Genomic DNA, 12,317 nt, shown 5'->3' on the forward strand with positions numbered 1-12,317 from the left:
GCTATTCGGCCCGGCCGCTGTCCACGAGCTGTTGCAGGCGGGCCTGCACCGGACGGGGCAGGGCGCTGAGCAAATCCAGGCCGGTAGCGGCCTCAATCTTATCGACCGACGTCAGGTATTGCCGCCAGTCGGGATTCACGCCGTTGTCGTTGGGGGTGTCGATGGCCAGCACGCGCACGGCCGGGTCGGTGGCGAGGCGCTGGAGGTCGTTGGTGCCGTCAGGCAAAATCACCATGACCTTCCAGATGCGGGCCGGCACCGTGACGCGGCCCTGGTCGATGGTCTGGAAGAAGCCGTTGGCGCCGGTGCCGCCGCGTCCATAGCTGCCCATGATGACGTAGATTTCCTGGCCCCGCTGCACTTGCGAGCGGCCGTATTCTTCGAGGTGGGCCCAGGTTTGCTGGTTGTTGTGCGGGGCCTGGGGCACCATGTTGGTCATCAGGAAAGTGGCGGCGTTGGCGTCGAGGTCGGCGGTGCGGTCGGCGCTGGGGCAGTTGTGGCCTTTGTCGAAGCCGGAGCGGGCGTAGCTGGCGGGCGTTACCTGGTAGAACTGCCGGGGCAGGGCTGCGTCTGGGCGGAAATTGTTCTGGCGCGGCGCCTCGCCGATGTCGGACCGGTCGATGTGCCAGCTTACCCAGGTTGGGATGCCGCGGGTGGCGTTGTAGCCGATGGTGAACTCGGGGTGCACCAGCAGGTAGTTGGTGGCGTTGGCGGGGTCAGAAGTGGCGCCGCTGGGGTTTCCGAGGGCCAGGTTGCTGTCGTTGGGGTCCTGGGCCACGCCCTGGCCGGTGCCCACCGTGGGCTGCTGGGCGGGGCGGGGCTGCGGGGCTTGCGGCTGGTTGCGGTTTTCGAAATAGCCGCCTGTGACGCCGGTGCCCACCGCCGCGGCGGGGCCAGCAGCGGTTTCGAGCACGATGTCGTCGATGTCGAGCCGGTTTTTGGGCCCGCTGGTTTTGCGAATTTCCAGGCGCAGGGGCTCGTTGGCCACGCCGGCAAACACGTGCGTTTTGAGCTGGGGGCCGCTGGTGAGCACGGGCTGGCCGGTACGGGCGTAGGTGCGGCCGCCGTCGCGGCTCAGCCACAGCTCCCAGGTGCTGGGTCCGTCGCTGCCGTAGGCCGCTGCCTTGATGCTGATGCGACGCACGCCAGCCACGGCATTGAAGCGCATGGAAATGCGGCCCAGATTGCGCAGGCGCGCAGCGCGCTCCCCGGATTTGTGGTCCTGGGGGCTGCTGCCAATGAGGGCATCATCAAAGTGCCAAGGGCCAGTTGCCAGGGGCTCGTCGGCTTCGTCGTAGCTGCCTTTGCTGCCGGTTTCAAACGTTTCGGGAAAAGGGCTGGTGGCGGGCGCCTGGGCCGTTTGAGTTTGGGGCGAACGGGAACCGGAGGCCGTTTCGGCGGGCTGCTGCGAGCAGGCCAGCAAGGCGAAAAGGGCGGATAGCGACAGGTAAGCGGAGGCGTGCATGAGGCGAAGATATGGGCGTCGTCGCCAATACCGTCACGAGGCGGCAGGGATGCAAAACACCGCATCCCGATGTTGGCCGAACCTATTTGAGGCGCGCTTGCACACCAGCAAACGGGGTGGTTACGGCCGGTCAACGCCCGCACAATCCAGGTTGCGTCTTGGCTCTGACCAACATTACGAGCTGCACGACAGCGTAGCGCACCCTGGCATATCCCACGCCCAGTCCGGCCGTTTAGCAGCAAACTCCTCGAATTCGGGCTGCTCAGCGTACGGGGTTTTCAGGGATTCCATCAAACGGTTCAGGTAGGTTAGGTCGCCTTTCTCGGCGGCCTGAATGGCGTTTTGTGCCAAATAATTGCGCAGTACGTACTTCGGATTAGCTGCCAGCATACCGGTTTTGATGTGCTCTGGTGCGGCCGTTTCCTGGCGCAGGCGAGCCAGGTAGCGCGGCAGCCAGGCCAGCAGGGGCGTGTAGGCAGGGCTGGGCAGCGGGGTGTAAGCAGCGGCCGCTAGTAACTCGGTGAAACGGGCTTCTTCGACGCCGGGCTCCGCAACCAGCAGGGACGGTGCTACGTGCGACAGCTGCCGGAAGAAAATGGTCATGTCGGCGCCGGCTGCTTCCAGCGCTTTCAGCAGGTCATTAATTAGTTTTCCGTCTTCTTCCGGCGCAAGGTGGCTGAGGCCGAGTTTGTCCAGCATGAGCCGGTAGCGGGTGCCGGCCAGGGTTTCGGTGTAGCGGCCGAAGCCGGCGCGCAGGTCGTTGGGCTCGGCCACCAGCAAGGAGAGGGCTTCGGCCAGCCGCGCCAGGTTCCAGAGGGCCACCTGCGGCTGCTGGCCAAAGGCGTAGCGCCGGTAGCCGAAATCGGTGGTGTTGGGCGTCCAGCCGGGGTCGTAGGGTTCCAGCCAGCCGTAGGGGCCATAGTCGATGGTAAGGCCGAGGATGGACATGTTGTCGGTGTTCATCACGCCGTGCACGAAGCCTACGCTCATCCAGTGGGCCACCATCACGGCCGTGCGCCGGCATACTTCCTCGAACCAAGTCACGTACACGGCCGGACCGGGCTCGCCCAATTCAGGGTAATGGTGGCGGATAACGTAGTCGGCCAGGGCGCGCAGATTTTCCATCTCGCCGCTGGCGGCAAATATCTGAAAGTTGCCAAAGCGCACGAACGTGGGCGCCACCCGCGCCACAATGGCGCCGGGCTCGGGCCGCTGGTTGCCGTTGTAAAACATGTCGCGCACCACCTCGTCGCCCGTCCCCACCAGGCTCAGGGCGCGGGTGGTGGGCACGCCCAGGTAGTGCATGGCCTCGCTGCACAAAAACTCGCGCAGCGACGAGCGCAGCACGGCCCGGCCATCGGCCCGGCGCGAGTAGGGCGTGGGGCCGGCGCCCTTCAGCTGCAGCTCCCAGCGGCTGCCGTCGGTGGCCGTGAGCTCGCCCAGCGACATGGCGCGGCCGTCGCCGAGCTGCCCGGCCCAGTTGCCGAACTGGTGGCCGGCGTAGCGCGCCGCAAACGGTTTCATGGTTTCCGTAACGAGGTTGCCGGCCAGGGCGTCCACGGCCGGGCCGCGCTCGGGCGGGCGCACCAGCCCGAGAAAGTGGCCCAGGTCGTCGGACCAGGCCAGCAGGTGCGGGGCGGCCACGGGAGTGGGCGTCACCCGCGAATACGCATAGCCGGGCACCTGGCGCGAGCCCGGGTCAGGGTTGGTTTCGCCGCGCAGCTCCTCCACAAAAGAGTTGGCAAATGTGGCCTGGTCGAGGGGCTGGGAGGGCATGGGTTTCGTCGTTTAAATAAAATTACCGGGCGGGCGTCGGCACCGCCACGCCGTTGGCCTGCAGCACCTGCCCGAAGAACTGCACCTGGTAGGGCAGGGCTGTTTGCCAGTACTCCCAAGTGTGGGCGCCGGGGCGCTCGGTGTAGTCGTGCGGGGTGTGGTTGTACACCAGTCGGCGGTGCATCTCGCGGTTGATTTCGATGAGGCCGTCGTCCACGCCGCAGTCGAGGATGAGGGCCAGGCCGTTTTTGTGCATCTGGTCGGCCATGTTTATCACCGAATTGGTGCTGAAAAACGCGGGGTTTTGCTCCTCAGAACCGATGATGGGCACCAGGTTTTTGTTACGCCAGGCTATTTCGTCGGGCGTGGCCTTGCGGTTGGCGCTGCTCAGCTCCAGAGCGCCGCTCATGCTGCCGGCCGCGGCGTACAGGTCGGGGTGGCGGGCCGAGAGGTACATCGCGCCAAAGCCTCCCATGGAGAGGCCCGTGATGACGCGGCCGCGCCAGTCGCGAACGGTGCGGTAAGCCTGGTCGATGGCCGGAATGATTTCCTTGGTGAGGTAGGTTTCGAACTGGCTGTCGGCCTTCACCGGGCTGTCGAGGTAGAAGCTGAACGTTTCGCCCTCGGGGTTCACGATAATCAGGTTGTACTGGTCGGCCAGGCGGTGCAGCAGCTGCTTGTCGGGCGTCTTGCGCAGCCAGTTGTCGAAATGGCCCCAGGCGCCGTGCAGCAGGTATAGCACCGGGTAGCTGGCCTTCTTGTTTTTGGCGTAGCTAGCGGGCAGCACCACGGCCGCGCGGTAGGTTTTATGCATGGCCGCGCTGGGGATGCTCAGCGTGTCGACTTGGGCAGCGCGGGCATAGCTGGCGGTGAGCAGGAGGCAGGTGAGGAGTAAGAGGGAGCGCATGGGTGGGATGGGAAGTCAGAAATCAAAGAAAAGTTGAACGTCATGCTGAGCGAAGTCGAAGCATCTCTACCGCGCAACGCAATTATTTACTGCTGCGGTAGAGATGCTTCGACTTCGCTCAGCATGACGTACTGCTTTAAACAAGGAGACGCTACTGCTTGAACACCGGCCGAATGAGGTTCTCAAACGTGAAAATCTCGTCCCACTTTTCCTGAGTCAGCAGGCCGCGCTCGGTCACGGCGATGTCGTGCACCGACTTGCCGGTTTTGAGGGCTTCCTTGGCAATTTCGGCCGAAGCCTCGTAGCCGATGACGGGATTTAGTTGAGTCACAATGCCAATGCTGTTGCGCACGAGGCTTTCGGCGTGGGCCTTGTTGGCCGTGATGCCCACCACGCACTTGTCGCGCAGAGTGCGGCAGGCGTTAGTCATGTAGCTGATGCTGGTGAACAGGGCAAAGGAAATCACCGGCTCCATCACGTTGAGCTGCAGCTGGCCGGCTTCGGCGGCCATGGTCACCGTGAGGTCGGCCCCGATGACGTAGAACGCCGTCTGGTTCACCACTTCCGGAATCACGGGGTTCACCTTGCCCGGCATGATGCTGGAGCCCGGCTGCAGGGGCGGCAGGTTGATTTCGTTGATGCCCGTGCGCGGGCCCGAGGACAGCAGGCGCAGGTCGTTGCATATTTTGGAGAGCTTCACGGCCGTGCGCTTCAGCACGCCCGACAGCTGCACGTAGGCGCCCGTGTCGTAGGTGGCCTCAAACAGGTCGCCGGCCAGGCTCAGGTTGAGGCCCGTGATGGCGCGCAGGTGCTCGGTCACGCGCTCGGGGTAGCCGGTGGGCGCGTTGATGCGCGAGCCGATGGCGGTGGCGCCCATGTTGATTTCATCAATCAGCCGGCGCGAGTCGTCGATGCGCAACAGCTCTTCGCGCAGGTTGGTGGCGAAGGCCCGGAATTCGTCGCCCATGCTCATGGGCACGGCGTCCTGGAGCTGGGTGCGGCCCATTTTCAGAATGTCGCGGAATTCCTCGGCCTTCTGGGCGAAGGCATCGGCCAGGGCCGCCAGGGTTTCGCGGTAGCCCACCAGCTTGTTGTTGAGGGCGATGCGGAAGGCGGTGGGGTAGGCGTCGTTGGTGCTTTGCGAGCAGTTGACGTGGTTGTTCGGGTGGCAGTACTGGTACTCGCCCTTCTGGTGGCCCATCAGTTCGAGGGCCACGTTGGCAATGACTTCGTTGGCGTTCATGTTCACCGACGTGCCCGCGCCGCCCTGAATCATGTCGGTCAGAAACTGGTTGTCGAACTCGCCGGCGGCCACCCGGTCGCAGGCCGCGGCAATGGCTTCAGCAATGGGAGCGGGCAGCACGCCGAGGTCGCGGTTGGCCAGGGCGGCGCCTTTTTTTACATAAGCCAGCGCCTGCACAAACAGCGGCTCGGCGTTGATGGGAATGCCGGTGATGGCAAAATTCTCCAGCGCGCGCAGCGTTTGAATGCCGTAGTAAGCAGTGTCGGGCAGGGCGCGTTCGCCGAGGAAATCGTGTTCGATGCGGGAGGTAGTCATGCGGGAATTTTCGGTGAGGAAAGAGAAGCTTGTACGGATTGGCCGAACGGCGGGGCAAACCTACGGCGGCGGTTGGCAACGTATCGGCTTTGCAGTGTTCCTTTGGGCTGACACTTGCCATTACATTGCGGCTGAAACGGGTAGAGACGCAACATTTTGCGTCTCGTCGTGGAACGACCGGAACTGCGCCGCTCGCCTTAATAATCAAACAACATCAGCAACGACGAGACGCAAAATATTGCGTCTCTACCTTGTTCTAAACCTCGCCCATGAAACTCCGCTTCTTGCCCTTGCTGGCCTTGGCCGTTGCCAGCTGTTCCCAGTCCGATAAAACCACCGCCACGGCCGGCGCCGATGCCCGCTTCGACGCCTTTAAAAACCAATTCATTGAAGCGCTGTGGCGGCAAAACCCTGAATACGCGTCGTATCAGGGCTACCACAAGTACGACTCGCTGCTCGTCATTCCCAATGAAGCCCAGCGGCAGAGCGACGCCGCTTTTACCCAGAAATACCTCGCTGCGCTGGGCGGCTTCGGGCTCGACAGCCTCTCGCCCAATAACCAGATTGACCTGCGCCTGCTGCGCAACGAGCTGCGCGCCCTGCGATGGTACGCCGACACGCTGAAAAGCTGGCAGTGGAACCCCGCCAGCTACAACCTGGGCGCCTCGGTGGGCGACCTGCTCAACGGCCGCCACTACAAGCTGGACCGCCGCCTGCGCAACATCTCCGACAAAATCAGCCACGCCGCCGAGTACTACGCCGCGGCCCGGGCCAACATCAGCAACCCCACCAAGGAGCACACCGGGCTGGCCCTCAAGCAAAACGCCGGCGGCCTCGCGGTGTTCGGCAAAGCCCTGGCCGATTCGGTGGCGGAATCGGGCCTGAGTGCCGCCGAGAAAAAGACGATGCTGGACCGCGTGACCGCCGCCCGCACGGCCGTGCAGGGGTATATGAAATTTCTGGAAGGCGACGTGCTGCCGGCCGGCAAATTCCGCCCGTTCCGCATTGGCAAGGAGCTGTTTGAGCAGAAGTTTGCCTACGACATTCAGTCGCGCTATTCGGCCGCCGAGCTGTACCAGGAAGCCCAAAAGCACAAAGCCGCGCTGCTGCACGACATGGGCCGCCGCGCCGCGCGCCTTTTTCCCAAGTATTTCCCCGGCCAGAAAGCGCCCGCCGACACCCTGGCCCTGATTACCACCGTCATCAACCAGCTCACGCTGAAGCACGCTCCGCGCGAAGGTTTTGTGGACGCTGTGAAGCGCCAGATTCCCACGCTGGTGGCTTTCGTGAACGAGCACAAGCTGCTCACCCAGGACCCCAGCAAGCCGCTGGTGGTGCGCGAAACGCCGCTCTACATGCGCGGTAGCGGCGCGGGCGCCAGCGTGTCGGCCCCGGGCCCCTACGACAAAGGCGCTGATACCTACTACAACGTGGAGCCGATTCCGGCCGACTGGACGCCTGCTCAGGCCGAAAGCTACCTGCGCGAATACAACGACTACACCCTGCAGATTCTCAACATCCACGAAGCCATTCCGGGCCACTACACGCAACTCGTGTACGCCAACCGCTCACCTTCGCTCGTGAAAAGCATCTTCGGCAACGGCGCCATGGTGGAGGGCTGGGCCGTGTATGCCGAGCGCATGATGCTGGAAAGCGGCTACGGCAACAACTCCGACGAAATGTGGCTGCTGTGGGATAAATGGAACATGCGCTCCACGCTGAACGCCATCATCGACCACGCCATTCAGGTGGATAATATGAGCGAGAACGACGTGGTGAAGCTGCTGCGCCGCGAGGGCTTTCAGGAAGAAGCCGAGGCCCGTGGCAAATGGCTGCGCGCCACCCTCAGCCAGGTGCAGCTCAGCAGCTACTTCACGGGCTATACCGAGATTTATGCCCTGCGCGAAGAGCTGAAGCATAAGGAAGGCAAAAGCTTCGACCTGAAGCCCTTCAACGAAAACTTCCTGAGCTACGGCAGCGCTCCGGTTAAGTACATTCGGGAGCTGATGCTGCGGCCGGCCGGACCAAAGCAATAGTCCGAATACAGTGGAATTTTTCCGGCACAAGGCTTGTATAGGGCGCTAACCGCGTTTTTTAGCGAGTATTTGCTTTTCGTCATGTTTGAATTCCTACAAAAAACCGTCGTCGATACCGACGACGAAGGCCTGCGCCGCATCACCCACGAGCGGATGAAAGTGTTTGCCAAATTCACCGCCGAAGACTGCCTCACCTGCAAGCTGCTGGGCCCCGGCTTTGCCAAATTTGCCGACGATGAGGAGTACCAGGGCATCACGTTCGTGCGCCTGGCCTCCGACGAAAACCCCGTGGCCAAGCAGCTCATGAACCAGCGCGCCGCGCCCTTCTTCGTGAGCTACTGCCAGGGCCGCATTCTGGAATGCGACACCCGCGAAACCGACGCCGACGTGCGCGCCCAGCTCGACCGCTTGCGCGCCTTTATGCCGCATACGGCTTAGCCAGCGGTTTCGGTCATTTTCTATGCCCAAAGGCGGCCCACCATCTAGGCGGGCTACCTTTGGGCATGTTTTTTCTGCTCTCCAAACTCCTCGACGTTGTTTTATTGCCGGCCGTGTGGCTCCTGTTGCTGCTGCTGGCCGCCCTGGTGGCGCGGCAGCCCCGCCGCCAGCGGCAATGGCTGGTGGCTGCCACCGTGCTGGCCCTGCTTTGCACCAACAACGCCCTGGTAAACGAGGCCCTGCTGGCTTGGGAAAAGCCGCCCGTGCCGCTGGCCGCCCTGCCCGCCCACGCCGATGCCGCCGTGCTGCTCACCGGCATCACCTCCGTCGACAAATCGCCCCACGACCGGGTGTACCTCAACGCCGGCGCCGACCGCCTCACCAACGCCCTGTGGCTGTACCGGGCCGGGCGCGTGCGCCGCATCATCGTGTCGGGCGGCTCGGGCGCGCTGCAGCAGAAGGCCCATACCGAAGCCGCCGACCTCACGTCGTTGCTGCGCCTGGCCGGCGTGCCCAACGCCGACATCATTCAGGAAGACAGCAGCCGCAACACCCGCGAAAACGCCCTGTTCACCAAGCGCCTGCTGGCCCGCTACCCGGGCACCGACACGCTGATTCTGGTCACCTCGGCGTTTCATCAGCGGCGCGCGCTGGGCTGCTTCCGCAAAGTGGGCCTGCAGCCCATCAGCTTCCCAGCCGGGTTCCGCAGCTCCGACCGCAAAGGCACACCCGACTACTGGCTGGTGCCCAACGCCGGCGCGCTGGAGAATTTGAGCGTGCTGATTCACGAAATCAGCGGCTGGCTGACGTACAAAGCGCTGGGGTATATTTAGAGTCGGTTAGTTGAACTACCGTGGCTGTTGCAGAACTCGGTTCGTAGAGGGAAGATGCAAGGCAAGAAGCTGTTTCTCGACAAAGAGGTAGTTCGCTTACGGCTTAGCGAGCGGGTGCCACGTCATAACCTGTACCGCCGGTTGGCCGAGTTGGTGGAGTGGTCGTTTCTCTACGACGCGACCCGGGACCTGTACAGCCACACGGGCCAGCCTTCGTTGGACCCGGTCGTGTTTTTCAAGCTCGTGCTGGTGGGCCGGCTGGAAAACCTCGTGAGTGACCGCCGTTTAGTCGAGCACTGCGCTTTGCGGCTGGACATCCTCTTGTTTCTGGGCTACGAGGTGGACGAGGAGCTGCCCTGGCACTCGACCGTGAGCCGCACCCGTCAGCTGTTTCCGGCGTCGGTCTTCGAGCGCTTGTTCGACCACGTCTTTGCCCAGTGCGTGGCCCGCGGGCTGGTCGCCGGGGACACCCAAGCCGTCGATTCGGCGCCCGTCAAAGCCAACGCCTCGCTCGATAGCTTGTGCGAAAAGCAGGCCGCCGCGCGCACGGCGCCGGCCCACCACTTGCGCCGCGAAGCCGCCCGGCAAGCCAAGCGCCGGTCCGAGCCCGGGCCCTTGGGCGCGCAACACGAGAAGGCCCGCCTGCTCAGCAACAAAACCCACTACAGCCCCACCGACCCCGACGCGCGCATTTCCATCAAGCCCGGCAAGGCCCGGGCCCTGAATTACCTCTGCAGCCTGGCCGTGGACACGGCCCGCGGCGTCATCAGCCACGTGCAGGCCGATTACGCCGACAGCCGCGACAGCCTGCACCTGCCCCGGCTGCTCACCGGCCTGCAGCGGCGCTTGCGGGCGAACGAACTGCGGCTACGCGACTTGCTGGCCGACGCCGGCTACGCCAACGGCGCCAACTACGCCTTGCTCGAAGCCCAACAGGTCACGGCCTGATTCCCGTGTTTGGCCAGTACAAGCCCGACATCGCGGGCTTCGCCTACGACCGGGGCCGCGATGCCTACACCTGCGCGGCGGGCAAAGCGCTGCCGTTTCACCGGCTCGACGTGACGACCGACGGCAGCTGGGTCAAGCTCTACTGGGCGGCGTACAGCGACTGCCAACACTGCCCGCTCAAGCCCACGTGCGTGCCCGGGGCCAAGCGCAAACAGCTCACCAAAACCATTTACGACGCGGCCTATCGTCGGGCGTGGCAGCGCCAGCAAAGCCGCCGCGGGCACCGCCACCGGCGCCTCCGACAAAGCACCGTCGAACCCGTGTTCGGCCACTTGCTGCACCACTACGGCCTGCGCCGGATGAACGTCCGGGGCCAAGCCGGGGCCCACAAAACCATGCTGCTCACGGCCGCGGCCTACAATCTGAAAAAGCTGCTCAAGTACCGCCCGCAACGGCAGCTGAGCCTGGCCGTGGCCCTGCCACCGCCCCTGTTAGCTGCGAACGCACGCGTTTGGCGGCCCAACAGGCACCCCGAAGCACCCACGCGGGCTCTCGCGAAACGGCGACTCAGCAATAGAACTGACTGGACCGAGTTCTGCAACAGCCACGACCGTTTCTGTGAACTGCTCGTCCACCAGCGCGTCGCCCACCACGCCGCGACCAGGATCAAAACCAAGACCAATGCCCGAGCCGCCCCCGGTGTTGCAACAGCGGGAACACGGTCAAGGGCCACGCCCGGCCCGGCGGCCGTGGTTGGGCACGAGGCAACGCAGCGGAGGGCTCGGTGCACGGGGGGCCACTTGGGTCGTTTACACACTAGACGGCCGCGGCGGTCGTTGTGCTGCTTTTCTCACCTTATGGTCGCTCAAGCGCGCCCTGGAAGCCACGCAACTGTTGCCCCTCCGCCTTCTTCGGTGCCACCAACCGCCGAACCGTCCGCCCCGGTGTCACCGTCGAAGGAAGGGGGGAATAGCCCCAGCATCCGGTTTAACCAGTCCATTGCCTCACAACGCCCGAACATGAAAAAGCCCTTTCTTTCCTTGCTTGCCCTGGCCGCCTTGGCCAGCTGCTCGAAGCAAAACGACCCGCCGGCGCCGCCGACGCTGTCCCGCACCGAACTGCTGACGGCCAGCCCGTGGAAATTGACGGCTCAGCGCGAAGTCCTGACGCCGCCATCCGGCGGGGCCGCGGTCGTCACGGACTATCCGGTGGTTGCCGGCGCCCTCGTCGTGGCGTACAAGACCGATGGCACCGTGAGCGCAAATCGTCCCCTGCAACAAGGGAACCCCGTCGCGGGAGGAATTTATGCCTTGACTGACTCCACGCTCTGGACGAATGTCGGGGCCGGCAGTGGCATCGTTCGGGAGCTTACCGCGCACCGGTTGGTCTTGGTCGACAAGTGGCAAGGCCCGACGGGGCCTTCGCAACGCGCCGATGTGTACCTGCATTGATGCCCATGGGCACGCAAACAACCCAATGGCGGGCGCTGAATGCCAAATTGCACGTTCCTGCCCCTGCCCCGGTGGCCCCAGCCGCAAGCCACTCCGCAAGCCCCGAGCGAAGAAAGGAGCAAACAAACGCCCCGACCAACCGGCCGGGGCGTTTGTTATGCGGTCAAAAGGGTGCACGCAATAGCTTGCTTTTGCTGTTCGGACCGTTTCGCTGAACGCTGAAACACCTCCTTTTTCAACGTTTAGCAAAGTGTGCTTAGCGCCCAGAGCGTTTTCAGTCAGTCGGCAGCTGCCCCTTCGCTAAGGGCCGCAACTGATAGCCGACCTGCCGCTCGTAATTTGTATACTGAAGCAGCAGCCGAAAAATTTCCGTTGGGGTGGGGGGCACGTACTTTTTAAAGCTGGGGATTGGGTTGGTGTCTTCGGGGAAGCGGCACTCGGCAAATGGGTTGGCGCGGGCCACTTCGGCCTCGTGCTGCCGGAAGTAGTCGGCAAACGACACATAGAAATCGGCTGGCAGGGCCCCAATTATTTCGCGGTCGGGCGTAAACAAATAATAGCTTCCCGCCCGAAAAGGGATAGAGTCGTACGCCAAGTTCTGAAATTTGGCCGCCTGGAAACACACCTGCATCGTGTCGCTCCCCCGGATGCAGGAGAGGCTTATCAGGCGCAAGGGCACAATAAAACTTTGATTGCCTTTGATGAGGTAGACGTTGCCAAAGCGCAGGGGTTGGGCAAGTGTGGGGTCGCCCGGCGTCCGGTCGGCACTGAAGGGCTCGGCATGCACCGGCTGGCCCTTGTCAAAAAAACGCAGGGCCGCAAAGTAGTAGTTATTGCTGCGGAAGGCCACGGCTAAGGTGCGGTCTGGGCAGTCCGCGCAAGTAGTCACGGGTGCCCTGGCCATG

10 protein-coding genes are annotated in these 12,317 nt (G+C 63.6%); 5 read left to right on the top strand and 5 right to left on the bottom strand.

Translation table 11 applies throughout. The features are described 5' to 3' along the window. Nucleotide 1: 1 nt before the first annotated feature. The 4 genes from MUN81_RS11050 to aspA all read right to left on the bottom strand — a co-directional run bounded on the left by MUN81_RS11050 (nt 2) and on the right by aspA (nt 5,706). Nucleotides 2–1,465, bottom strand: coding sequence for a DNA/RNA non-specific endonuclease (locus MUN81_RS11050; protein ID WP_245117346.1), 1,464 nt, complete (start codon nt 1,463–1,465; stop codon nt 2–4). A 174-nt stretch (nt 1,466–1,639) separates the two neighbouring features. After that, complete coding sequence (locus MUN81_RS11055) at nt 1,640–3,241, bottom strand: protein adenylyltransferase SelO (RefSeq protein WP_245117347.1); 1,602 nt, start codon at nt 3,239–3,241, stop codon at nt 1,640–1,642. Nucleotides 3,242–3,263: 22 nt separating this feature from the next. Next, nucleotides 3,264–4,148 carry an alpha/beta hydrolase family protein gene (locus MUN81_RS11060; RefSeq protein WP_245117348.1) on the bottom strand — a complete coding sequence of 295 codons (885 nt, stop codon included), beginning with the start codon at nt 4,146–4,148 and terminating at the stop codon, nt 3,264–3,266. A gap of 151 nt (nt 4,149–4,299) precedes the next feature. Further along, the gene (aspA, locus tag MUN81_RS11065; RefSeq protein ID WP_245117349.1) at nt 4,300–5,706 is read right to left on the bottom strand and encodes an aspartate ammonia-lyase; all 1,407 of its coding nucleotides are present in this window, start codon (nt 5,704–5,706) and stop codon (nt 4,300–4,302) included. A 269-nt stretch (nt 5,707–5,975) separates the two neighbouring features. On the opposite strand from aspA, the gene MUN81_RS11070 reads away from it, so the two are divergent. The 5 genes from MUN81_RS11070 (at nt 5,976) to MUN81_RS11090 (ending at nt 11,412) form a co-directional block, all read left to right on the top strand. Then, complete coding sequence (locus MUN81_RS11070; protein WP_245117350.1) at nt 5,976–7,742, top strand: DUF885 domain-containing protein; 1,767 nt, start codon at nt 5,976–5,978, stop codon at nt 7,740–7,742. An 81-nt stretch (nt 7,743–7,823) separates the two neighbouring features. Further along, complete coding sequence (locus tag MUN81_RS11075; protein ID WP_245117351.1) at nt 7,824–8,180, top strand: thioredoxin family protein; 357 nt, start codon at nt 7,824–7,826, stop codon at nt 8,178–8,180. A gap of 65 nt (nt 8,181–8,245) precedes the next feature. Then, the gene (locus MUN81_RS11080) at nt 8,246–9,013 is read left to right on the top strand and encodes a YdcF family protein (RefSeq protein ID WP_245117352.1); all 768 of its coding nucleotides are present in this window, start codon (nt 8,246–8,248) and stop codon (nt 9,011–9,013) included. Nucleotides 9,014–9,067: 54 nt separating this feature from the next. Further along, on the top strand, nt 9,068–9,961 hold the full coding sequence (locus tag MUN81_RS11085) for a transposase (RefSeq protein WP_245117353.1): 894 nt from the start codon (nt 9,068–9,070) through the stop codon (nt 9,959–9,961). A 5-nt stretch (nt 9,962–9,966) separates the two neighbouring features. Continuing rightward, nucleotides 9,967–11,412: a transposase gene (locus MUN81_RS11090; protein ID WP_245117354.1), complete on the top strand. Its 1,446-nt coding sequence runs from the start codon at nt 9,967–9,969 to the stop codon at nt 11,410–11,412. A gap of 274 nt (nt 11,413–11,686) precedes the next feature. Here MUN81_RS11090 and MUN81_RS11095 read toward each other — a convergent pair whose 3' ends face one another. Further along, entirely contained in the window at nt 11,687–12,262 is a 576-nt protein-coding gene (locus MUN81_RS11095; protein WP_245117355.1) for a hypothetical protein, read from the bottom strand. Nucleotides 12,263–12,317 lie beyond the last annotated feature (55 nt).

The organism is Hymenobacter sp. 5317J-9, from assembly GCF_022921075.1.
Taxonomy (GTDB): domain Bacteria; phylum Bacteroidota; class Bacteroidia; order Cytophagales; family Hymenobacteraceae; genus Hymenobacter.